The sequence below is a fragment of the Dankookia sp. GCM10030260 genome (assembly GCF_042666655.1).
Lineage (GTDB): Bacteria > Pseudomonadota > Alphaproteobacteria > Acetobacterales > Acetobacteraceae > Paracraurococcus.
Genome location: NZ_JBHTDE010000011.1, coordinates 1 through 18,928, shown reverse-complemented (window position 1 = coordinate 18,928; position 18,928 = coordinate 1). Strand labels below are relative to the sequence as shown.

Genomic DNA, 18,928 nt, shown 5'->3' with positions numbered 1-18,928 from the left:
GATCCTCACCCTTCCCTGCCTACGGGTTCTTTGCGAAACCGCTCGGCCGGGAATCTCCGGTTGCGTCTGCCTTCCAACAGAATCTAGCATTTCAGGCAAAGGTCGTCCGCCCACGGCCGAACGGAGGAACACGGCTATGGCGCTCAAGATTGTCGAGATCCACCACCCTGCGCTGCGCATCGATGGCAGCGAACCCGGCTTGGCCGCCAACCGCACCTTCTACGAGGGGGTACTTGGTCTCACCACCGACCCCAAGCGACCGACATTGCCGGGAATTCCTGGTCTCTGGATCAATGTTGGCGAGGTCGGGCAACTTCACCTCATCGGCGGAGCGCAACCCTCGCCGCTGGCCAAGGAAGGGCCCGACAAGGATCCTGCGGGTCCGCACGTGGCGCTAGCCGTCCAGGATGTCGTGGAGGCGCGTGCCGAGCTTGATCGGCTGGGTGTCGACTACTGGGTTACGGTGGGCGTCAACGGTCCGCAGGCCCAGCAGCTTTTTCTGCGCGACCCGAACGGCAACATGCTCGAGATGCACCAGGTCGACCAATGCCGCTGCCGTGCCGCCAACCGAAGACCGCTTGCGGCCGAGTAGAGGTGCCCCCATCCGTCACACATTTTGACGGCTTGGCTCAGCCCATTTCTGGTTTTCGCCATGCGGTTGCGTCCCGCACGGCGGGTGCGCCATCACCGACACCTGGACGGACGAAAATTCCGTCGAAGGCGGCGCCCTGGTCGAGCACGACCGCACCCTCCCGGCAGAGCTCGAGGCCGGCGACAAGCGTACTGGCCAGCGCCGCCCGCCGCTGCAACCGCACGGTGATCCCCTCCCCAACCGCCGCCGGCAGGAAGGCCTCCAAGGCTGCACCCTGCGACAGGCCGGCCAGCAGCCGCCGCATCTGCAACAGCGCCTCTGGCACCCGCCAGAGCGGCGGCGGGTTGGGCCGGTAGACCCGCTCCCACGCCGGCAACTCCAGCAGGGTCAGGCAGGCCCGCAGCAGAGAGGTGACGTCAGCCGCCGGTTGCGCGTCGGCCGCGGGTTGCGGTTCACCGCGGGCAAAGACCTCCCGCCCAAGCTGCGGCCGCCGCTCCAGCCGGTCCTCCAAGCGCCTCGCCGCGTCGCGGTCGGCGAGGCGCTGCCGCAAGCCGACTGCCTCGGCCTGAGCACTGTCGTCGGGCAGTTCCGGCGGGAGCAGGCGTGTGCGCAGGAGGGTCAGTCAGGCAACCAGGATGTGCCACTCGGCCAGCCGGGCCAGCGGCACCTGCCGCCGCGCGATCGCCGCATCGACCGCGGCGGCGAACTGCTCGGCCAGGGTGGCGATGGACAGCTGCGCCCGGGCCAACCCTGAAGCAACGGGTAGACGGAAGACGAGATCATTCGGTTGAAGATGCTGAAGCTCGCCATGTGCGACGGCGCCGGCACCGATCTGCTAAGGGCCCGGATGTTGCCGATCTCGACGCCGAGCTGCACCGAGATTGAGGCAAGGCCGATATACGGACTTCTGATACAAAGGGTCCGTCGCTGCTCGGCACGGGGCCAGCGTGCCACTCAATGCAACCTAATAATGTCGACCGATCATCCTGCGCCACCAGGGAGGCCCAGGTTCATCCTCTACCCACGCATATCCCCGCTCCTCTCGTCCCCACCGGCGAGGTGTCGGTTCGGATGATGTTGGAATTCTGCCGACGGCAGGTGTCTGGATATGAGGCAGGATTCGGTCCTGCGCTACACGGTGCGGGACCGCCTGGTGTTCTTCGGTGGAGCCATGCGGCTCAATTGCTGCTTCGATTGTCGCCGCCGTGGCTCGTGTGACGTCGACCGCTTCGCGGATTGCGACGAGCAACTCCTGTCGCAACTGTTCGACGCTCTCTCGTGCAGCAGTCTCGATGACGTCCGCTCGGCCGAGCGCATCTCTCGCCTTCTGCTCTGCGACGGCAGCGCGAATTTCAGCATCCTGGCGCGCTTCACGCTCCAGTTCGATACGCCTTTCTGCGTCGTCGGCGCGGTGCTCGGCTTGCTCTGTGCGACGACGTAAGTCGCTGGCAAGTCGTTCCAGAGCCCCGAGCACAGATTCGACCGCGGGAGCGTTTGGGCCCTGATTCGGGATAGACATATATGATCCTGCATAGACCTTGGTTGTGGGAAGTGCCCTGTTTGTCTGGCCGCAGTCTTTCAAGACGGCGGCGACCTCAAGCAGGCTAAGCGGCATCCTTGAGCAGAAGTTCGTATTGGATTTGAACACAGTGGTCCGCAAATGGCGCTGCGGCGCGGTCCCGACCCTGCGACAGTCCCGCCGCGCTGTGAGCGAGGTCGACCGGATGAATGCAACCTGTGTCACGGCAAGCTTTGGCCCGACGCGTCCATGCGGTGTGGCAGGTCGGTCGCCCTGCAGGGCGAAGAACAACTGCTCGCCCACGTGTTGGGCTTGGCCATCGGTGCCGAACCAGCAACGGAAACTGCCCAACTCACATTGCTGGAGCTGATCCGGGCACCTGCACAGCTTGAGCCCCCCTTGGCCGCCGCACTGATCCAACCTAATCACGGCCTATCCTGAGAGGCTCCAATGCGCCTGTGGCTCCTGCCTTTGCTGCTCGTCGCCTGCGCCTCCCCCGTGCCGCCCGAGCCTCCAGTATCGCGCAGTGCACCGGAGGCGGCAGTCTGCCGTGACGAAGACGGGCGGGTGTTGCGGCAGGATCCCCGTCTCGGCGCTCAGACCGGCTTGCCGACGCCACGTTCCATCTACACCCGTCGTGCGGCCACCTTCCGTGCCGGACCCAAAAGTGACGAGGCGGAGCTGTTCACGCTGGAGAAGCCGTTGCCGGTCGTGATTCTTCGAGAGTGCGGCTTTTACCGACTGACGCGCGCGCCGGACGGGCGGACAGGCTGGTTGCGAGCCAGCGCCCTGACAACGCGCCCGCCCGCACAGGCGCGCCGCGTCGCGCCTTAGATTTGGACGACCCAACGCTGTTTGCCACGCAGCGCGGGCTCCGTGCCGAGCACCGCAAAGCTGCGGCCAACGGAGACTTTGGTGCGTTTCACCTGACCCGCAGGGAACGCCATTCACGGACCAATTGGGATTTTTGCAAACCATTCGGCGTAAGGTGTCGAGCGGGCGAGGTACCGGTTGAAATCAGGCGTGCCGTCATCCCACCAGACCGGACCGCGCTCACCCAACGCAACCTTCGCTACCTCCACTTGCAAACGCGCCGCTTCACGAGCGGCGTCATCGCCAGCGCGCATGGCTTGCTGTTTCGCACGTCGGGCCGCCATCAGCGCCGTCACCAATTCAGCGCGTCGCTCATCGCCCAAACTTGGATTTGAGCAGCGCCAAAGCCGTCCGCGCACGGCGAGATATCGACCATCTGGAGTCACCGGATATGTCATGGGCGGAGCAGCGCCGCCGGGTTCTCGCCGGTGAGGCAGCCGCTGCGACAGAATCGTCGGCAGGGTGCAAGGATGCCGCGCGGCGCATTCATTGCGTGCCGCCGCAGCCGGGCGCCGCTGACGCGCCTGGGCTCACCCGGATTGCCTCGAAGGCCTGATCCTGTTCGAGCCTGGCCGCACCTTCGCGGCTGAGCTCGAGCCCGGCGAGCAGGGTACTGGCCAGCGCGCTGCGCCGCCACAGCGACGCCTCCTCCGTCACCGGCGTGGGCGGCAACAGGTCATTCAGCGCCACGTCCGCGGACAGACGGGGCAGCAAGGCACGGATCCGCGCCAGCGCCTCCGGCACCCGCCAGAGTGCTGGCAGCCGCGGCCGGTAGACCCGCTCGCGCGCCGGTAACTCCAGCAGGGTCAGGCAGGCGCGCAGCAGCGCGGTCAGGTCAGCCGCCGGCGGCGCGTCGGCGGCAGGCTCCGGCTCGCCCCGCGCGAACATCTCCCATCCGAGTTGCGGCCGCCGCTCCAGCCAGTCGGCGAGGCGCCGCGCCGCGTCCCGGTCGGCCAGGCGCTGCCGCAGCCCGGCCGCCTCGGCCTGCGCCGCATTGTCGGACAGCTCCGGCAGCAGGCGGGTGCGCAGCAGCGTCAGCCAGGCCGCCATGATGTGCCACTCGGCCACCCGCGCCAGAGGTACCTGCCGGTGGTCGATGGCGGCGTCCACCGCGGCGGCGAACTGCTCCGCCAGGGCGGCAATGGAGAGTTGCGCCAAGTCGACCCGCTGCGCCCGCGCCAGTTCCAACAGCAGGTCAAGCGGGCCCTCCCAGGCGCCGAGCCGCAGCGCCGGCGCCCCGGCATTGCCGACCGCGGCCGGCGCGCCCGCGACGAAGGCCTCGGCGCTATCCGGCTCAGGGGTCATCGTAAAGCGGCCGGACGTCGAGCCGCAGTGCCGGCCAGCGGGCGCGCAGCGCCAGGATGGCCGGCCAGGGCGTCCAGTCGGCCGACCAGAAGCCCAGCCAGACCAACCCAGGATCCCCGTGCCTCGGCTGGCCCGGCCTGGGAACCGGCAGCTCCACCACGCCGCGCAGCGCCTGGGTGGTGCCCCAGTGCTCCCACAGCCAGGCGCGGGTCTCCGCCGCCTCCGGCCCGAGCCGCAGCAGGCGGTTGGGAACGGGCAACAGCCGGTGCAGGTCGAGCGGGCAGGCCCGGCTGGCTGCCGCCCGCTCGGCGACCCGACGCTGGCGCGCCTCGGCGGCATCGCGCAGCTGGCCGGCGAGGATGCGGCATCCCTCCAGGCTGAGGCTGCGCCGCTGCGGCGCCGGCGGCACCGCCAGGAGGTGGAACCAGTCCTCCGCCGCCGGGCCGAGGTCGTGCTGCCAGGGGATCACCCCGGCGCCGGCCGCTGCGGCACGGACGGCCGCCACCTCGGCCGGCGCTCCGGTGACGCGCAGGTGGTGGTAGAGCCAGTCCGTGTGCGGCAACGCCAGCACCTCGGGCGCCGGCGTCCCCTCCCCTGGTTCTGTCTCGGCCTGCGCCGCCGTCCCACGCGTCACAGGTCGAGCAGCTTGGTGGCGCTGTCGGTCACCAGCTTCGCCCGGCGGACATAGCCGCGCATGGTCTTCAGGTCGCGGTGCCGGGTGTGGTCCATCACCTGCTCGTCGCGGGCCCCGGCCAGGTAGGCCTCGGTGACAAAGCCCGCCCGCAGTCCGTGCGGCGAGAGCCGCTCCGAGCCGTGCACCGTCAGCTTCGCTTCGGCCGCGCGTCGCCGCAGGATGTCGCGCACCGCATCGCCGCCGAGCCGGGCGTGCTCGATCGTGCCCCAGCGGTCGATCTTGCGGAACACCGGGCCATACTGGCAGCTAGAGGCCTCCAGCCAGGCTTCCAGCGCGCGCACCGGGCAGGTTTCCCGCCGCTTGCCGCGGCCGAGGCCGAGCTCGACGCCCTTGCCTTCCTGGTCGGTCTTGGATGAGGGCAGCAGGATCCGCAGTCCGGCCTCGGTGAAGCGCAGATGCTCGCGGTCGATGCCGACCAGCTCGGACCGCCGCAGCGCCCCGGCAAAGCCGACCAGCAGCAGGGCGCGGTCGCGCAGCCCGGTGGTGTCACCTCCGCATACCGCGACCAGCTTCTTCAATTCGGTCGATGTCAGCGCCGCGGCCTGGCGGCGACGGCTGCCGTGCTGGCGGGCGATGCCCTGCAGGGTGGTGCGGATCGCCGGGTCGCCGGCCGCCCAGGCCAGGCCGCGCAGCCGGTGCTGCTGGCCGATCGCGGCGAGACGGCGGTCGAGCGCGGCGCGGGAGTACAGCCCGGCCAGCGAGGCGAGGTAGGCGACAACCGCGGTGGGCGGCGCCGGCAGCGGCGCGCAGCCAGCCTCGGCGCACCACCCACTAAAATGCCGCCAGTCGGCGGCGTAGGCCCGCAGCGTGGCGGGGGCGAGGGCATCGGCGGCATAGGCGCGGGCGGCGGCGACCGCGGCGAAGGCGTTGGCGTTGGCGTTGGCGTTGGCGTTGGCAGTAGCGGTCCCGGCCGCCGGCACGATCGTACCCTCCGCCTCCTCGTTCATGTCCCTGCCGCGCCCCGCCGTGGACCCGGAGTCTGGCGGCTTGCCGCGATTGCGGCAAGCCCCGACTAAGGCGCGGTAAGCGGGACTTATCGCGTGTTAGGAAAGTGCTTGGACAGCGCTGAACTTTGGAAATGGCCCTGAGCGCAGAGGCCTAGCCGAAAGGCTATCCAGGGCCATGAGCATCGCCCCAGCCTGGTGATAGTCAGCAACGGCTCACCGGCATCGCTGGGTCGACTGCCTAGCCTGTGCCGCGTTCAACAGGAGATCGGTGTCTGGCAACGCGACATCTCAGCCGAGCCGCTCAACCACGGCCTGACGGCTTCACAGTCCCTCTAAGATCGAAGAAAAAAACATAGGAATCCCTATGAAGCTTGGTTGGCCTATTTTCATAGGGATTCCTATTCTTCGAGGTTCAATGTCTGGACGCAGCACAGCCACCGAAGCGTCGACGCTCGATGCCGGGAGTGGCGCCAAGGATGGACCGCCCTTCCCGCTGGTGCTGCCGAGTGAGCTGGAGCTCGCCGCGCTCAAGCGCTGGAAGCAGCAACACTGGGTCGAGTTCGCTCTGCTCGCGCTGGCGCGCGGCGGCATCGAGGCCGTTCGCATCGAGGATCTTGCGCGACGCAGCGACCGTACCCCGGGCAGCTTCTACAGCCATTTCCCCAATCGTGAGGCGTTGCTCGACGCCATGGTTGAGGACTGGTTGCGGCGGAAACTCACTCAAGTCGATTGGGTCCACGACCACCTGCGGCGCACCGGCCGTTTCTCTCTCTCTGGCATCCTGCAGGACGCCGCCGAGCGCCGGGCCGGCCGGTGGACCGGGCAGTCCGGTTCCGAGCTGGAACTCGCCATGCGCATCTGGGCGCAGAACAATCCGCGGGCCCTGTGCGCCGTCCGCCGGGTCGATGCCCTCCGCATCGACGCCGCGCGGCAGATGGTCCTCGCCGAGTACCCCGGGGCTGAGCATCCAACCGAGATCGGCTTGTTGCTGAACTGGATCCTCGCGGGCCGCCACATCGTCTTCCTCGACTCCGCCGAGCTGGCGCTGCCCACGCAGGGCGACACGGCGGCGAAGCTCCTGCTGAAGCTTGCCGGGGCGGATGCGGGCCCGGCGAGCGCAGCGCCCGGAGTGCCCCGCAAACCTGCTGCGCGGAGGCGACGAAAGTGAAGCGAGTAGAGTTCAACCGCCGTTCTGCCCTGGCAGCCATTGCCGCCACGGCCCTCCCCGCGCCGTCGCATGCGCAGCAGCGCATGCCGGACCTCGTCAAGCTGATCGTGGGCCTGCCGCCGGGCAGCCTGCCGGATATCATCGCCCGGACCATGGCGTCCTACCTCGCGGGCCGCGTCGCACCCTCCGTGGTGGTGGAAAACCGCGTGGGAGCTGCTGCGCGACTGGCCGTTGATGCGGTGCTGCAGGGCCCGCGGGACGGCAGCTAGATCCTCGTGACCCCGTCGGGGGTGCTTACGCTTGCGCCGCATACCTTCAAGACCCTGGCCTACAGGCCGTTCGAGGACCTGCAACCGGTCAGTCTGCTCGGCCGCGCCGCCTTCAGCTTCTGCGTCGGCCCAATGGTGGCAGGGTCGGTGCAGACGGTGCACGACTTCGCGGAATGGTGCCGTGCCAATCCGGCCAAGGCATCCTACGCCAGCGTAGCCGCCGGCTCGCCGCCGCATTTCGTGGGCGAGATGATGAAGCTCGCGCTGCAGTTCGACTGCACGCATGTGGCAGGCCGCAACGACCCGGTGCCCGAAGTCCTCGGCGGGCAGATCGCGGCGATGAGCCGGGCGAGTGCGGACATGCTACGGCTGGCCGGCGACCCGCGCCTGCGCATCCTGGGGATCACTGGCACGGCGCGCTGGTCGCGCATGCCTGACACGCGGACCTTCGCGGAGCAAGGCGTGCCTGGCCTCGACTGGCTCGACTGGTACGGCCTGTACCTGCCCGCCGGCGCTCCGCCCGGCCTCGCAGCCAGGCTATCGGAGACAATCCAGGCCGCCTTCCGCAATGCGCGCTTCGGCGAGCAGTGGCGCACCGCGCTGACGATTGACCCCGAGGCGTCGACCCCCGAGGCGTTGGATCGCCTCGGCCGCTCCGACCTCGAGCGGTGGGCCGGCGTGGTCAAGGCTACCGGGTTCGCCGCGGAGTAGGTGCTGGGACTGTCAGGGCGCCTGAAGCGGAAGCAGTGCGGAAAACCCACGGCTTCCTGCCATTGTGGCGCTCTTCTCCAATACCCGGGAAGGGCGGTTATGGAGCCTGAGCGAATAACGTCGGCTATCCTTCTGGAGCCAGGGGAAGCGGGCCTTATCGCGGGAAATCTAGAGCACCTAGATGATCGCAGGGAGGATGAAACACTGCGATTCCGCCAAGCTTAGCGATCCCGATACCGCGGGCATCGGCATGGCAGCCGCCAAGTGGCTGGCTGACCAGAAGGGCGCGATGATCATCGCCTCCGATGCCTCTGGCCGCGAGGTCCTTCTGCCACGGCCGCCCGCCCCGGGTGTGTCGGTCGGCCATCTTGCCGCTTGCGGCCGCGGGTGAAGTGCCCCCGCGGCCCAAGCTGATCCTCTTACCAGTAGCGATGCCGCGACCCGCCGCCCAGGGTTCCCATCGTGAGGAGGCCAAGCGCGTAGCCGATGACCCCGGCGACGAGCAGCGACACCACGGGCTGGTCCTTGACGGCACGCCCGACTTGGTGCGCGGCCTGGTCTGCCGCCTGCTTGACGTCGCCATAGGCTTCCTGGGCGCGCCCGGCGACCTGACGGGCCACGCCCTCGGCGCGGTGCCCGGCATCGCCGGTGACCTCGCCGAAGCTTTCCTGCGCCTTGCCGACGATGCCGCGTGCCGCGCCTTCGAGATTTTCGCTGTTCATGTCTGTTCTCCGTTGCGATGTGTCGTGTGCTGCCGGTCGGGCTCGTGCGTCAGGCCGCGACCGGGGTGCGGGTGCCGCGCCGCGCGCCGAGCACCGCGGTGCCGGCACCCAGCAGCAACGCCAGGAAGCCGGTGAAGGCCGCGACCGAAGCGCCCTTCGCCGATGCATCGGCCGCGCGCCGCGCGCGGTCCTCGGCATCCTTCAGCGTCTGCTGCGTCTGCTGCTCCACCTGCCGGATGCGTGCCTCCGCCGCCTGCTGGTCGAGGCCAAACTCCGCCGCGACAAGCTGCGTCAGCCGATCGCGCTCGGCTTGGCCGAACTCCTGCTCGGCAACCCGTCGAGCAAGCAGGCTGCCGATCTCGGCCTTGCGCTGGTCGGAGGTCATCCGCGCCGGGTCGCCGCCGCCGTTCAGCGCGTCCTGGATCCGCTGGAGCGCGGACTGTGCCGTTCCCTGCAGCGCGGCGGTATCGGTCCGCCCAGCCGTCTCGCGGCCCGCCGCGGTGGCCAGCGACCCGACGCCGCCCGCTAGGCCGCCGACGATGTCCGAGGCGCCCCGTGCCGCCGAGGACGCCAGGCCCACCGCGACATTGCCGAGCAACGCCACCGAGACCAAGGCACAGGCGCTCCAAACGGCCAGACCGTGCAGGGAGCCATCCGTGCCGTCCACAGCACCGGAGAGCCTCGCGGCAACATAACCGCCGACGCCGAGCGCGATCAGGTTTGCGACCAGGACCCAGGCAGCAGCGCCGATCCCGACGGTGGTGGCACTCGGCGTGTCGTGGGCCGCCGCGTCGACGGTAGTGGCGCCGATGCCGAGGCCAAGCAGGTTCAGGGTGAGGCCGACCGCAAGCGCGATGACGACGCCCGCGAGCACGGCACCCCAGGAGATTCGGCGTAGGGATGGCGCGTCGCCTATCCAAGTCGGGCGCGCGCCAAGGTTCGGTCCGGCCATGCGGCCGGAACTGGTGGCTGACATCGAATGAGAGTCCTATCGGTAGGGGCCGCCGCACAGGTCGAGGCGGCTGGGCCGGAAGCAGGTCGGGCGCGGCCGGGGCCGCGCCCGATGCCGTTCGGCTTAACGTCCGGTGGCGTCGCGGACCGCGTCCTTGGCCCCGCCCACGCTGCTCTGAACCTTGCCCGCTGCCTTCTCGGCCGCGCCCTCGGCCTGGGTCGAGGTGTCGCCCGTGACCTTGCCGAGCGTCTCCTTGACGGCACCCTTGATCTGCTTTGCGGCTCCGGCGATGCGATCCTTGTCCATATGCACTCTCCTCTCTGTTGCCGGACCGACCATTCCGTTGCGGAACAGCAGGCTTGGTCCGGGGCCGGTGCAAAACCCACTCGAACTCGCGTGGTTCCCTCCGACACGGGGAGAACTTGGTGGGACGCTGCGCGATCCACAGAGCCGGATGCATCAGTCCGGATGGATCAGCTGCATCAAAGCGCCCGTTGTCGCCCGCCCTCGGCGAGTGACATGCCCGTGAAGCCGCGCTCGCGTGCCCAGACGACGAGGGCGGCGCGGCTATGCACGTCGGTATGCGCATAGAGTGCGTTGACGTGGTTACGCACGGTGGCGAGCGAGAGACCAAGGCGCTTGGCAATGGCGGGATTGTCCAGCCCTTCGCAGACCAGGCCGAGCACCTCGCGGCGGCGCCCGGCGATGTCGGCGAGGATCGTGTCCGGCCTGCCGTCGGTGCGGCCGGGCCGGCGCAGGCGAGCCAAGGCTTCCAGCACGGTGCGGCTGAACCAGGACGTGTCCCGCATCACCGCCTCGAGCGCCACGACGATATCCGCCTCGGTCCGCCGCTGTTCGGTGACGTCGCGGATGGCGAGGAGGACATGCAGCCGGTCGTTGATGTCCACCGTCTCGGCCGAGACGAGGCAATCCAGCGCGCCGCCCTCCTTCGGGCAGAGGCGTGCCGGATGGTTGTGGACGCTGCCCGCCTCGGCCAGACGCCGGTCGAATTCGCGCCGGGCCGCCTGATCCTCCCACAAGCGGTGCTCGGCCGGGTTGCGTCCGACGATGTCCGCCTCGCCATGGCCGAGCACCTGCCGGAAGGCGTCGTTCACCAGCACGAACCGCAGCCCCGGGGCGCCCGCCTCGGCGACGGCCATCGGCACGGGGGCCAGGCGGAAGGCCTTGGCGAAGCGCTCCTCGCTCTGCCGCAGCAGGCCCTCCGCCCGCCGCCGCGGCTCAAGATCGGCAAAGGTGAAGAGCATGCAGGCGGCGTCGCCGACCTCGATCGGCTGCCCCGCGACGATGACCAACTTGGCGCTGCCATCGGCCAGGCGAAGCGACGCCTCCATCTGCGGGACGGTGCGGCCCTCGCCGAGGCGCTCCACCGCGAGCTCCCGTCGGTCCGCCCCCTCGAGCACGTCGAGCTCGTAGAGCGAACGGCCGACGACGGCCTCGCGGGCATGTCCGGTGAGTTCCAGGAAGCCCTGGTTCACCTTGACATAGCGCAGGTCGGCGAGGCGCAGAATCACCGCCGGCGCGGGATTGGCGTTGAAGGTCCGCTCGAACCGCTCCTCGGCATCGTAACGCTCGGTCTCGTCGCTCAGGATCACAGCGAGGCAGTCCGGCCTCCCGTCCTGGTCTGTCAAGGCGAGGCTGCGGATGCGGTGGGTCCACCGCGGCTCGGCCTCGCCCGCCAGGGCGACCTGCACCACCACTTCGTCGAAGGCCTCGCCGGCAAGGACGCGCTCCATAGGATAGGTTCCGGCAGGCAGCCGATGTTGGTTGCGATAGCGCAGTTCGAAGCGCTCACGGTACTCCGAGACCGTTCGGCCGAGCTGGTCGGCGTTGCGCACCCCGTGCATCTCGAGGCTGCGCGGATTGGCCCAGGCAATGGATTCATCAGGGTTGACGAGGATGACGCCCTCGGTCAGGGCCGTGACGAGTTGCTGGAGCTGGCGATGATCCGCCTGGTGCTGGGCAGGAAACAGCGTTTCTTCGCCGTCGTTCATGCGCGGAACCCCTTTGCACCCCGCCGGCCCGGCCCGCACGGTTGAACCGTGAACAGCGCCGGACACTGCCGAACGTTTCCTGAACGGAGCGGCACTCCCGTCCGGCAAGGCTTCGCCAGCACCTAGGGTGCATTTCAGAGAGGTTGTGGCAGATCGAGCAGATGCCGAAGCGGGTCTTATCAGAGGTAAGCGGCCGCTGCCTCATTCTGCCCTCACACGCGTTCTTGCCAGTTACCGGGCGTGAATGGTCGCCTGCGGCAGCCTCGCGTAACAGGCGGAAAAGGCAGATATCGAACACCACTTCATGCTAGTCCACCGCGCGCCAGAGATAGTGCGGCGCCGCTAAGGGTGGAAACACATCTTCAAGGTGCAGGCGTCGCCTATCTGCGGTCGGCACCAGCATAGTTTGCGGGCAAAATCGGCCCGAACCGCAGGTTTCACTACCGGGCTGTCAGACGAACATAAAGTCCTCCGCCGAGGCATCTGCTAAGCCGCGCCGCGCCGCTTCCCCGGTTAAATCGAAGCCGATTTCACCACCGCCGCCGAACCCGAACGCGAAATCCCCGACCCCGAGTGGCCCGAAGTGGCCGACCAGCGTCACCGTACCGAAAGTCGTGCTTCCTCTGGCCACGGTGATGACCGTGCCCTCGCTGGTTTGCGCCACGGCCAAGTCGCCCGTGTCGTTCACTCCGGCGACGAAGAACCTGAGTTGGTCCTCGCCGGAACGAAAATCGAGGGCACGGTCGTTGCCGAACCGCTGAACAAAGCCAAACACATCGCGCCCACCATTCGACGAGGCATTGTCGGCATCACCGTTGAGCTGGTCGTTCCCTGCGCCGCCGTCGATGTAATCGTTGCCGCCGCCCGCTCCGTCCGCCATGAAAAAAGCATCGCCCGTGACGCGGTCGTCCCCGGCGCCGCCTAGGACGATGTCATTACCGCCACGGGCAGTCCCCACGATGGCACCAGCGTCGCCGATGACGATGTCCGTCCCGGCTCCGCCGTACAAGACGTCGTTCCCGCCATGGATCGCGCCGCCCAAATCAAAGGATGAGTCGCCGTTCAGGGTGTCGTTGCCCGTCCCACCGTTCAGCCAATCGCTCCCGGGCTGCGCGGTAAGCGAGACCCGCACGCCATCGCCGTACAAACCGTCATTTCCCGCTCCACCGCCGAGCAGGTCGTCACCGCCACGGGCGCTGTCGCTCATGGACGACGCGTCACCATAAAGCTGATCGTTACCCACACCTCCTGACAAAGTGTCGTTTCCGCCAATGGCAGTACCGTCCAGGCGGTTCGTCTCGCCGAAAAGGAAATCATCGCCGGCGAGACCGTTAAGCCGGTCGTGTCCGCCGACACCCGCACTCAGCACACCGCCTGGGCCGAGCACATCCGCATATAGAGTGTCGCGGGCACTTGTGCCCGAGAGCGTATCGCTGCCCAGACTTGTACTCGTCGTCATGGCAGCGCTTCTCCCTGTTCCCCTGCATAAATCGTCGTACTTTCCTTAGATCTGGGTCAAGGCGCGGCAAGGGGGACGACTGTGGCCGCGCGGATTCATGGGACGTTCCTGACCCTGCAATGCCTGGTCCGGGATGCGGATGTCAGCGCTTGTACGCGCCGGTTGCTGCGTGACCAGCCCCCATCGAGTGGTCCGGAGCGATTTTTAGTGGACCACCGCGATGGTCCCGCCCCCTGCTCTGGTCCGGGGGCTACGCAACTCGTCGGGCTTGTTGAGCCTGCTCGGCGAACGCCCGCGGGGTCAAGTTCCGCAGTGACCCATGTGGCCGTTCTTCGTTGTACTCTCTCCTCCAAACCTTGAGCCGCTCCCGCGCATCGGCCAGCGACAGGAACCAGGAGGCATTCAGGCACTCCGCCCGCAGGCGGCTGTTGAACGCCTCGATGTGGGCATTGTCCGTGGGTTTGCCCGGGCGGGAGAAGTCGATCTCCACGCCGTTCAGGTAGGCCCACTGATCCAGCAGGCGGCCCGCGAACTCCGGGCCGTTGTCCACCTTCAGCCTCTTCGGCCGCCCGCGCTGGCGAGCCAGCCCGTCGAGTTCCTGGACCACGTCGAAGGCCCGGAAACTCACTCTCGGCGCTATCGAGAGCGCCTCTCGCGTGTGGACGTCGATCACCGCCAGGATCCGGATCGGCCGCCCGTCAAAGAGTGCGTCCGAGACGAAGTCCATCGACCACACCGCGAACCAGATGTACGAGATCTGACCTCGATGAGACCTTGGGCATCCGACCCGGCCCTGGCGCATCAGCCTACGCCGGTTCGCTGCATAGGATTGGCGCCGGTCGAGACCGGTGCCCATAGATCGGCACCCTGGGCAGCACAGACGGCGTCCGCGACAAAGATGCGCAGATCGCGCAGCACGGACCGCAGTAGGCTCGCCTCCGCCATACACAGGCCAGCATCAGGATCGTCGTCCGGTGCAAGGCGGGCGACCAAAATCTCTAGCTTGGTTGCAAGGCTGGCGAGTGACTGTGACGGGGCGGCGGCCAGACTGGCCACTGCCTCGAGGTCGCCAGTGTCTCCCGCGTCGTCCGCCTCGGTGTCAGGAACGGCTGCGTGTGTCACGGCCTGGAATTGAGGCACATCAGGATGATGCGCCGCACCCAAGGCTCGTCCGGTAGGGAAAAGTAGGATATCAGCCATGGTCGGAGTCCGATCCCGAGAAGATGATTCGATGTTTGCGAAGAGGCTCCGGCTGAGCACCGACAGCTGGGGCTTTCGCTGAATCCAACCGGTCGGCACTGACCGAACGAAGGCGTCCCCTCGCGGGGACGCCCCTCATGGGCTGCCGGGCGCGCAGGCCCGGCAGGAACTCGGCATCAGGCGAACATCATGTCCGCCGCGGCCAGCTTGGTGACATGCGCCAGGAAGACGCTGTCGCCGGCGGAGTCATAGGTGACCAGCAGGCCGGAGACGCCGCCCTCGGTTGCCGCCTTGGTGTGGATGTCGGCGCTGGTCAGGCCGGTGAACTTCAGCTTGTCGGCACCGGCGGTGAAGTCCTGGATCACCGCATGGCCGTCACGCGCGTTGAAGGCGAAGATGTCCTTGCCCGCGCCGCCGGTGAAGTTGCCGGTGCCGGTGCCGGCGTCGAACAGGTCGTTGCCGCCGCCGCCGACCGCGGTCGCCGCGCCGCTGCCGGCATGCAGCACCAGCTTCGCCATGCCCTCGACCGTGACGCTGTCCCTGCCCGAGCCGAAGGTGACGTCGGCGATCGAGTAGCGGCCGTCATAGGCACCGTTGTAGAGGCTGCCATTGTCGACGCGGTCGTAGTCGGCCAGCGAGGAGAGCCCGGCCGCGGTCACCGTGACCACGTCGTCCCCGGCGCCGGTCTTGATGGTCATGGTGTTGGCGGCAGCACCGGTGCCGTTGCTGTGCGCCACCCAGGTCAGGTGGTCATTGCCGTCGGCCAGCGTCACCGCGCCGCGCTTGGCGCTGACCAGCATGACGTCGAGCGCCTGGGTGCCGGCGGCATGCAGGTCGATATTGGCCTGCACGAAGTTGTCGAAGGCCAGCTTGCTGGCGAAGGCGGCATTCCAGGCCTTGGGCGCCATCAGCACCGCCGGGGTGTTGTTCCAGGCGCCGGTGGCGCCGAAGGTGTGGTAGTCGGCGCCACCGAAGGGAATGTGGCCTTCCCAGGCCGTCTTCGCATAGCTGCCGACGAAGCCGAACTTCGCCGCCGGCGCGGTGTCGCCGGGCGTGGTAATGCCGCTGCCGTTGCTGCCGTCACCATTATTGCTCGTGCCGCCATTGTAGCTGGCATTGGCGGTGCGGTAGTTCAGGTCGTACAGGGTGATGGTGTTGTCGTAGCCGCTGCCGTGCTGGGCATTCGTCGACCACCAGGTCTGCATGCCGATGCCCGGCGCCTCGTTCTCGCCGCCATGTGCGGCGTCGGCCGGGACGTGTTCCGTTGTCGTCCACTTCTGGACGCCGTCGACATACATGCTGAGCCGACCGGCCTGCCAGTCGAGCGAGTAGGTGTGGGTCTGCGTAACGTCGACGTTGTCGAGGTTGTAGGACTTGAACTGGTTGGATCCGTCGGCGCCCTTCCAGTGGATGGTCGAATAGGCCTGGCCGCCCGGTTGGATCTCGAGCAGGTCGAGTTCCGGCCCCGGCCAGATGTCGGTGCCGGGCCAGAGCAGGGCGTAGGGGCCCGGCGCATCGCCTTGGCCCAAGGAGAGGGTGAAGCTGAACAGGCCGTAGCCGTATCCCGCGGAGGTCCCGATCGGCGGTACCATGATGCCGCTGTCCTGGTTGTCGGGCGTGCTGCTGATGGTGATCTGCCCGGCCACGCTGGTGTCGATCCCCGGCCCCCAGGCGCGGGTGAGCATCCCCGTCCCGCCGTTGTCGAAGCTTTCGTTCCAGACGGTGCTGAACTGGGTCAGGTCAAGGGCGGCGGCCATGGTCAAGCGTCCTCTGTGGCATGGGACGTGCGAGCCATGATCGCTGGAAATCGCGCCTTGAGGGTGACATCACCCCAATAAACAACCATAGGTTGAGTATCAAGACACGACTGGCCTGAGGCCGCACCAGGAACTAGCCCGCTTCCCACTTTTTTGTGAAGCACGAGAAAGTGATCTGCGTTACTGCGCCCTGTATGCCGAACTCAACCTATGCGTGCAATCACTGATATGTGATTCAGCATTCACATTTTTATTGTGCGTTTGAAGGCCAAACCACTTCTTGCAGATCGTCGCTGCACGCGCCGCTGGCGCCTCGGCCAGCTCGGACCGTCCATTCTGCTCACGCGGCGTCGCATGGCTGCAGGCCGAGCAGAGGCCGGATATGCTTCCCTTGTGGATTCATGCCTGGCCGCAGCAGCCGATCCGGGTATTGGGGAGCCAGCCGCAGTTCCACGCTTGGCGGTTGGAGGCCGCAGGGCTCAGCGAAGCAGCAAGGTACTCCGCTCCATCACTGGCCTTGGTCGTGAACAGGACACTGCACCGCGGAGGCTCGGATCGCTTGCACTGCCTCGATTCGAATCTCGGGCTTGAGCAGGAAGTTCCCGCAGATGCGAAAAAGCATTAGTTGCAAGGATAAAATCTCGTATCTGTGTTATCTGAACTCACAGATTGCGCGTAATAAGGACAGAGCAAACAACTTATGAGTTTTTATAATGGCTGTTATTTCTGGAACCGCATCGAACAACGGCCTGCTGGGCACAAGCTCCAGTGATGTCATGCATGGAAACGCCGGCAATGACACGCTGAATGGAGGCAGCGGCAACGATTTTCTGTTCGGCGATGCGGGTAACGATCGTCTGCGCGGCGGGCTTGGAAACGATACGCTTTCTGGCGGAGATGGCGCGGATACCTTTGTGTTCTACAGGGCTGACGGATACGACGAAGTCACGGATTTCGTCCGAGGTGTCGATCACCTGGAACTTCGCTTCATCTCCATTAGGGAAGTCAGCTTCGCCGCAGTTGATGGCGGCGTCAGCGTCCGGTACGGCGGGATCAGCGGCCAAGCCTCGAACCACGGCGAAATCTTCGTCGCCGGCGTCGCTACCCTCGGGCTGAGTGACTTCATCTTCAGCTAACCGAGTGACCCTCGGGAAACCGAGCACGAGGGTCCTGGCAGCGAGACTTCCTTAACGCCCGACGTATCCGGCGGCCTTCTCGGCGCCGTTGCACCGCGGCGCACCGGTTTTCGGGGCATCGGCCAGGGCAGGCAATCGCCGCTTGGCTCACCTTGGACAAGGGTCATCGCAAGTCTCGCCATGTTTAACTGTGCCAACGCCTGCAGCCCTGCGCCATCGCCTCCGCGCCGCCAATGACTGCTGAGCAGCTTGGCCAGCCCGGCGGCAACGGCTGATCAGCCGATCACCCGCACCATGACACCGGTCTGTTGGTAGGGGCTGTCCTCGCGGGTGCAGGCTGCCGGTCGATGCACGGGCTTGCCCGTCCCATCCAACACCACGCCCTCGGCGGCGTAGGTGTGCGTCTTTCGACAATGCCTGCGGTGAAGCAGCAGCGTCCGACGGTCAGCCGCCACGTGCGCCTGTAAGGTGGGGATTGCTGCATCACCCAGTCTGCTGTCTCCCATATCAACCTGCTTTGGTGTGACGACATTCCTGAATCGAAGACTGGCATTCACACCGAAATAAAAGCGAGCGGTTTGCCCCGGAACGCGGCCCTACTCGGCCTTCCCGGCCATGCCTGATACGAGCAACCCCAGCCGCACCGCGGCGGCTTGGTGCTGTGCCACGTCGCCCTCACGCCCTTGATGCCGGGTGAACAGGCTGGCCGCCTCAGCCGCTAGCATGCTGACGACGGCGCCGATCGCAGCGGGCGTGGTGATGCCGCACTCCTCCAGCTCCCGGCCTATCAGCATGTGTAGACAGATCGTGACAAGCCGGTCGGCCTGTCTAATGCGTCGCCCTTCGGGTGTGAGCTTCGGTTTCGCGGGTGCCGACAGCGGTGGCTGGTCAGGAGGCAGGTTCATGACCTTCACCTGCCAACTCGGGCACCCCGGCCCACGCCTCGAACCCCGCCCCCTCCTCCGGCCATGGTCTGCAGGGCGGTCACGTCGCCGGCGCGCCATTGCCGGCGGGTCAGCAGGCTTACAGCTTCGGCCGCAGGCAAGCCGGTCGCCGCTCCGATCGCTGTTGGCGCGGTGATGCCCTGGTCCTCCAGGTGGGTGTTGATGGAATAGTGGAGGCGGATGGCCATCAGCCGATCGGTTTGCCGGGTGGGGTCACGCATGCCCCCTGCCCTTCCGCCGCCCTACGGCGACAACCAGTATGTCTGATCCGCCGCAAAGGAACGCGAACATGCCCGAAGACGTCAGCAAGGATTTTGACATGGACGGCGTCGCCCGGCGCGATTTCATGATCGCATCGGCCACGGCGGTCAGCACTTCCGCGGCCCTGGTCTTGGGCGCCAGCCCCACCAGCGCGCAGGGCGGCGCAACGCCACCGGCGGCTTTCCCCGCGCGAACCACCTACACCGGCGATGTGATCAACGGGAAACGGGTCGTCACTGCGCTGGACGTGGATGACCTGCAGCCTGGCCGAAGGTACCATCTGTATTTCCGCGGCGTGGCGACGCCCACCGGGCAGCACTGGCATGTGTCCGTGACGGTCGCTCGCGGGGTGCGGCCGGGCAAGCGCGTCGTTCTCGTGAGCGGCGTGCATGGCGATGAGATGAGTT

General features: G+C 67.3%; 23 protein-coding genes and 1 pseudogene. 8 read left to right on the top strand and 16 right to left on the bottom strand.

Translation table 11 applies throughout. The features are described 5' to 3' along the window. Window positions 1-136 precede the first annotated feature (136 nt). The gene (locus ACFQS7_RS24400; RefSeq protein ID WP_380069755.1) at window positions 137-592 is read left to right on the top strand and encodes a VOC family protein; all 456 of its coding nucleotides are present in this window, start codon (window positions 137-139) and stop codon (window positions 590-592) included. Window positions 593-629: 37 nt separating this feature from the next. Here the strand turns inward: ACFQS7_RS24400 and ACFQS7_RS24395 are convergent, their stop codons facing one another. Continuing rightward, complete coding sequence (locus tag ACFQS7_RS24395) at window positions 630-1,103, bottom strand: hypothetical protein (protein ID WP_380069754.1); 474 nt, start codon at window positions 1,101-1,103, stop codon at window positions 630-632. 111 nt (window positions 1,104-1,214) lie between these two features. Further along, the gene (locus ACFQS7_RS24390) at window positions 1,215-1,340 is read right to left on the bottom strand and encodes a hypothetical protein (RefSeq protein WP_380069753.1); all 126 of its coding nucleotides are present in this window, start codon (window positions 1,338-1,340) and stop codon (window positions 1,215-1,217) included. A gap of 360 nt (window positions 1,341-1,700) precedes the next feature. On the opposite strand from ACFQS7_RS24390, the gene ACFQS7_RS24385 reads away from it, so the two are divergent. Continuing rightward, a complete protein-coding gene (locus tag ACFQS7_RS24385) occupies window positions 1,701-2,033 on the top strand; it encodes a hypothetical protein (protein ID WP_380069752.1) in 333 nt (110 codons plus the stop codon). A 1,025-nt stretch (window positions 2,034-3,058) separates the two neighbouring features. On the opposite strand, the gene ACFQS7_RS24380 is transcribed toward ACFQS7_RS24385, so the two are convergent. The 4 genes from ACFQS7_RS24380 to ACFQS7_RS24365 form a co-directional block, all read right to left on the bottom strand. Further along, window positions 3,059-3,382 carry a hypothetical protein gene (locus tag ACFQS7_RS24380; RefSeq protein WP_380069751.1) on the bottom strand — a complete coding sequence of 108 codons (324 nt, stop codon included), beginning with the start codon at window positions 3,380-3,382 and terminating at the stop codon, window positions 3,059-3,061. Window positions 3,383-3,470: 88 nt separating this feature from the next. Beyond that, on the bottom strand, window positions 3,471-4,289 hold the full coding sequence (locus tag ACFQS7_RS24375; protein WP_380069750.1) for a segregation and condensation protein A: 819 nt from the start codon (window positions 4,287-4,289) through the stop codon (window positions 3,471-3,473). Beyond that, a complete protein-coding gene (locus ACFQS7_RS24370) occupies window positions 4,279-4,923 on the bottom strand; it encodes a hypothetical protein (protein WP_380069749.1) in 645 nt (214 codons plus the stop codon). Before ACFQS7_RS24370 ends, ACFQS7_RS24375 begins: the two co-directional genes overlap by 11 nt. Further along, window positions 4,920-5,930: a tyrosine-type recombinase/integrase gene (locus tag ACFQS7_RS24365; RefSeq protein ID WP_380069748.1), complete on the bottom strand. Its 1,011-nt coding sequence runs from the start codon at window positions 5,928-5,930 to the stop codon at window positions 4,920-4,922. The genes ACFQS7_RS24370 and ACFQS7_RS24365 overlap by 4 nt, the downstream gene beginning before the upstream one ends. A gap of 415 nt (window positions 5,931-6,345) precedes the next feature. Here ACFQS7_RS24365 and ACFQS7_RS24360 point away from each other — a divergent pair, with 415 nt between their 5' ends. The 4 genes from ACFQS7_RS24360 (at window position 6,346) to ACFQS7_RS24345 (ending at window position 8,469) form a co-directional block, all read left to right on the top strand. After that, window positions 6,346-7,098, top strand: coding sequence for a TetR/AcrR family transcriptional regulator (locus ACFQS7_RS24360; protein WP_380069747.1), 753 nt, complete (start codon window positions 6,346-6,348; stop codon window positions 7,096-7,098). A gap of 83 nt (window positions 7,099-7,181) precedes the next feature. Further along, window positions 7,182-7,367 (top strand): hypothetical protein, encoded by a 186-nt coding sequence (locus ACFQS7_RS24355; protein ID WP_380069746.1) that lies wholly within the window; start codon window positions 7,182-7,184, stop codon window positions 7,365-7,367. A 6-nt stretch (window positions 7,368-7,373) separates the two neighbouring features. Continuing rightward, window positions 7,374-8,078, top strand: coding sequence for a tripartite tricarboxylate transporter substrate-binding protein (locus ACFQS7_RS24350; RefSeq protein ID WP_380069745.1), 705 nt, complete (start codon window positions 7,374-7,376; stop codon window positions 8,076-8,078). Window positions 8,079-8,274: 196 nt separating this feature from the next. Next, a complete protein-coding gene (locus ACFQS7_RS24345; RefSeq protein WP_380069744.1) occupies window positions 8,275-8,469 on the top strand; it encodes a hypothetical protein in 195 nt (64 codons plus the stop codon). A gap of 28 nt (window positions 8,470-8,497) precedes the next feature. On the opposite strand, the gene ACFQS7_RS24340 is transcribed toward ACFQS7_RS24345, so the two are convergent. The 8 genes and pseudogenes from ACFQS7_RS24340 to ACFQS7_RS24305 all read right to left on the bottom strand — a co-directional run bounded on the left by ACFQS7_RS24340 (window position 8,498) and on the right by ACFQS7_RS24305 (window position 16,180). Next, complete coding sequence (locus tag ACFQS7_RS24340) at window positions 8,498-8,800, bottom strand: CsbD family protein (RefSeq protein ID WP_380069743.1); 303 nt, start codon at window positions 8,798-8,800, stop codon at window positions 8,498-8,500. Between the two features lie 49 nt (window positions 8,801-8,849). Beyond that, the gene (locus ACFQS7_RS24335) at window positions 8,850-9,674 is read right to left on the bottom strand and encodes a hypothetical protein (RefSeq protein WP_380069742.1); all 825 of its coding nucleotides are present in this window, start codon (window positions 9,672-9,674) and stop codon (window positions 8,850-8,852) included. Between the two features lie 201 nt (window positions 9,675-9,875). Then, window positions 9,876-10,058, bottom strand: coding sequence for a CsbD family protein (locus ACFQS7_RS24330; RefSeq protein WP_380069741.1), 183 nt, complete (start codon window positions 10,056-10,058; stop codon window positions 9,876-9,878). Window positions 10,059-10,234: 176 nt separating this feature from the next. After that, window positions 10,235-11,830, bottom strand: coding sequence for a PAS domain S-box protein (locus ACFQS7_RS24325; RefSeq protein WP_380069740.1), 1,596 nt, complete (start codon window positions 11,828-11,830; stop codon window positions 10,235-10,237). Window positions 11,831-12,215: 385 nt separating this feature from the next. Continuing rightward, window positions 12,216-13,223 carry a calcium-binding protein gene (locus ACFQS7_RS24320; RefSeq protein WP_380069739.1) on the bottom strand — a complete coding sequence of 336 codons (1,008 nt, stop codon included), beginning with the start codon at window positions 13,221-13,223 and terminating at the stop codon, window positions 12,216-12,218. 250 nt (window positions 13,224-13,473) lie between these two features. Continuing rightward, window positions 13,474-13,959, bottom strand: a pseudogene (locus tag ACFQS7_RS24315) (integrase core domain-containing protein); the annotation flags it as partial. A gap of 65 nt (window positions 13,960-14,024) precedes the next feature. Beyond that, window positions 14,025-14,423 (bottom strand): hypothetical protein, encoded by a 399-nt coding sequence (locus tag ACFQS7_RS24310; protein ID WP_380069738.1) that lies wholly within the window; start codon window positions 14,421-14,423, stop codon window positions 14,025-14,027. Between the two features lie 176 nt (window positions 14,424-14,599). Then, a complete protein-coding gene (locus tag ACFQS7_RS24305; RefSeq protein WP_380069737.1) occupies window positions 14,600-16,180 on the bottom strand; it encodes a family 16 glycosylhydrolase in 1,581 nt (526 codons plus the stop codon). Between the two features lie 713 nt (window positions 16,181-16,893). On the opposite strand from ACFQS7_RS24305, the gene ACFQS7_RS24300 reads away from it, so the two are divergent. Then, window positions 16,894-17,316 carry a M10 family metallopeptidase C-terminal domain-containing protein gene (locus ACFQS7_RS24300; protein WP_380069736.1) on the top strand — a complete coding sequence of 141 codons (423 nt, stop codon included), beginning with the start codon at window positions 16,894-16,896 and terminating at the stop codon, window positions 17,314-17,316. Between the two features lie 596 nt (window positions 17,317-17,912). On the opposite strand, the gene ACFQS7_RS24295 is transcribed toward ACFQS7_RS24300, so the two are convergent. Continuing rightward, entirely contained in the window at window positions 17,913-18,110 is a 198-nt protein-coding gene (locus ACFQS7_RS24295; RefSeq protein WP_380069735.1) for a hypothetical protein, read from the bottom strand. A gap of 116 nt (window positions 18,111-18,226) precedes the next feature. Further along, window positions 18,227-18,481, bottom strand: coding sequence for a hypothetical protein (locus ACFQS7_RS24290; RefSeq protein WP_380069734.1), 255 nt, complete (start codon window positions 18,479-18,481; stop codon window positions 18,227-18,229). Window positions 18,482-18,549: 68 nt separating this feature from the next. Between ACFQS7_RS24290 and ACFQS7_RS24285 the strand changes: the two genes are divergently transcribed. Further along, a partial coding sequence (locus ACFQS7_RS24285; protein ID WP_380069733.1) for a hypothetical protein occupies window positions 18,550-18,928 on the top strand: 379 nt, incomplete at its 3' end.

Coding starts and splice junctions, on each gene's coding strand:
- ACFQS7_RS24400 (WP_380069755.1), top strand. CDS start 137: ATGGCGCTCAAGATTGTCGAGATCCACCACCCTGCGCTGCGCATCGAT.
- ACFQS7_RS24385 (WP_380069752.1), top strand. CDS start 1,701: ATGAGGCAGGATTCGGTCCTGCGCTACACGGTGCGGGACCGCCTGGTG.
- ACFQS7_RS24380 (WP_380069751.1), bottom strand. CDS start 3,382: ATGACATATCCGGTGACTCCAGATGGTCGATATCTCGCCGTGCGCGGA.
- ACFQS7_RS24375 (WP_380069750.1), bottom strand. CDS start 4,289: ATGACCCCTGAGCCGGATAGCGCCGAGGCCTTCGTCGCGGGCGCGCCG.
- ACFQS7_RS24365 (WP_380069748.1), bottom strand. CDS start 5,930: ATGAACGAGGAGGCGGAGGGTACGATCGTGCCGGCGGCCGGGACCGCT.
- ACFQS7_RS24360 (WP_380069747.1), top strand. CDS start 6,346: ATGTCTGGACGCAGCACAGCCACCGAAGCGTCGACGCTCGATGCCGGG.
- ACFQS7_RS24355 (WP_380069746.1), top strand. CDS start 7,182: ATGCCGGACCTCGTCAAGCTGATCGTGGGCCTGCCGCCGGGCAGCCTG.
- ACFQS7_RS24345 (WP_380069744.1), top strand. CDS start 8,275: ATGAAACACTGCGATTCCGCCAAGCTTAGCGATCCCGATACCGCGGGC.
- ACFQS7_RS24340 (WP_380069743.1), bottom strand. CDS start 8,800: ATGAACAGCGAAAATCTCGAAGGCGCGGCACGCGGCATCGTCGGCAAG.
- ACFQS7_RS24330 (WP_380069741.1), bottom strand. CDS start 10,058: ATGGACAAGGATCGCATCGCCGGAGCCGCAAAGCAGATCAAGGGTGCC.
- ACFQS7_RS24320 (WP_380069739.1), bottom strand. CDS start 13,223: ATGACGACGAGTACAAGTCTGGGCAGCGATACGCTCTCGGGCACAAGT.
- ACFQS7_RS24310 (WP_380069738.1), bottom strand. CDS start 14,423: ATGGCTGATATCCTACTTTTCCCTACCGGACGAGCCTTGGGTGCGGCG.
- ACFQS7_RS24305 (WP_380069737.1), bottom strand. CDS start 16,180: ATGGCCGCCGCCCTTGACCTGACCCAGTTCAGCACCGTCTGGAACGAA.
- ACFQS7_RS24300 (WP_380069736.1), top strand. CDS start 16,894: ATGGCTGTTATTTCTGGAACCGCATCGAACAACGGCCTGCTGGGCACA.
- ACFQS7_RS24295 (WP_380069735.1), bottom strand. CDS start 18,110: ATGCTGATAGGCCGGGAGCTGGAGGAGTGCGGCATCACCACGCCCGCT.
- ACFQS7_RS24290 (WP_380069734.1), bottom strand. CDS start 18,481: ATGCGTGACCCCACCCGGCAAACCGATCGGCTGATGGCCATCCGCCTC.